At 64.1% G+C, this 1787-nt stretch carries 1 protein-coding gene; it reads left to right on the forward strand.

Annotated elements, in window-relative coordinates; translation table 11 throughout:
* Window positions 1-327 precede the first annotated feature (327 nt).
* Complete coding sequence (gene proS / locus WBV42_RS04070; protein WP_423984897.1) at window positions 328-1785, forward strand: proline--tRNA ligase; 1458 nt, start codon at window positions 328-330, stop codon at window positions 1783-1785.
* Window positions 1786-1787 lie beyond the last annotated feature (2 nt).

Raw genomic sequence — 1787 nt, forward strand, 5'->3', positions numbered from 1 at the left:
AACGACCACACCGCAAACGGGCCACATGCCTCCCCAACCGATTCCTTCGGTCGCTGTCGCTCCCTTCGTCATCCCTCGCACGATTTTTCCAAGACGGGTCGGCCGGATCACTGGCCGACCCGTCTCGTCAGCGCGCGCCACTCGGTTGGACGGGGTGGCCGATACTGACCAACTACACGGCGCGCGAAGTCCTCGTGAACCGGGCGGGGGCTTTCGAGGACCACTTCTCAGTAACTGCAATCACAACAAAACCGAAACCATCCCGACTCACCTCTCCGTGTCGTTGCTTCAGGACATTTAAGACCGCATCCGGACTGGGTAGGAGTAATGAGCAACGACGATCAGGAACTCGGCATCACCGAGTCCAAATCGTACAGTCCCGGCGACTGGTACGCCGAAGTGGTTCTGAAGGCGGGTCTCGCCGACTACGCGCCGATGGGCGGGTTCATCGTGACCCGACCCCGCGGCTACGCCCTCTGGGAGGGCCTGCAGGAGCGCCTCGACGGCTGGTTCAAGGAGACGGGCGCGCAGAACGCCTACTTCCCCGCACTCATCCCCGAGAGCTACCTCGAACGCGAGAGCGACATCGTGGAAGGGTTCGATCCGGAAGTCGCGTGGGTGACCCACGGCGGGCACGACGAACTCGACGAACGCCTCGCGTTTCGCCCCACCAGTGAGAGCATCATCACGCCGTTCATGAGCCAGTGGGTCCGGAGCCACCGCGACCTGCCGCTCCGACTCAACCAGTGGTGTAGCGTGATCCGATGGGAAGCGACGGACACCAAGCCGTTCTTCCGCACGAAGGAGTTCCTCTGGCAGGAGGGTCACACCGCACACGAGACTCGCGACGAGGCGTGGGACGAGACGATGACCCGACTCGACCAGTACCAGCGCGTCTTCGAGGAGGTGCTGGCGATTCCGGTCATGCCCGGCCGCAAGCCCGAACACGACAAGTTCCCCGGTGCGGACACCACGACGACCGTCGAGGCGCTCATGCCCGACGGCAAGTCGGTGCAGGGTGCGACGAGCCACTACCTCGGGCAGGGCTTCGCGGAGGCATACGACCTCTACTTCACCGACGAAAACGAGGACGAGCGCGTGGCCCACACCACCTCGTGGGGGCTGTCGTGGCGCGCACTCGGCGCGCTCATCATGACCCACAGCGACGAGCAGGGTTTCGTCTGCCCGCCCACGCTCGCGCCCGAGCAGGTCGTCATCGTCCCCATCTGGCAAGAGGAGAACCGCGAGGAAGTGCTCTCGTACGCCGAGGGCATCGCGGAGGACCTCGAAGACGCGGGCGTCCGCGTCGAACTCGACGACCGCGACGAGCGCAACCCCGGCTTCAAGTTCAACGAGTGGGAGCTCAAGGGCGTCCCCGTCCGCTTCGAAATCGGCCCGCACGAAGTCGAAGACGACGAGATCACGGTCGTTCACCGACCCGACGGCGAGAACGTCGTGGAGGACCGCGCGGACATCGCCGAAACCATTGAAAACCACTTCGACGTGGTGTTCGACAAGATGTACGAGGCGGCGGAGGAGAACCTCGAAGAGAACATCCGCGAGGCCGACTCGCGCGCCGACATCCTCGGCACCATCGGCCAGCACGGCGGCTACGTGAAGACCGCGTGGTGTGGCGACGAGGATTGTGAGGCGGAGATCAAGGACCAGATTTCGGCGGAAATCGTCATGGTGCCACTCGACCGCGACGAGGAACCCTGTGGCGACGAGTGTTCCATCTGCGGCGACGAAGCGGAGGAGACGGCGTACTTCGCGAAGTCGTACTGAAC

Origin of the sequence: Haladaptatus sp., from assembly GCF_049589095.1 — an archaeon.
Lineage (GTDB): Archaea > Halobacteriota > Halobacteria > Halobacteriales > Haladaptataceae > Haladaptatus.

Coding starts and splice junctions, on each gene's coding strand:
- proS (WP_423984897.1), top strand. CDS start 328: ATGAGCAACGACGATCAGGAACTCGGCATCACCGAGTCCAAATCGTAC.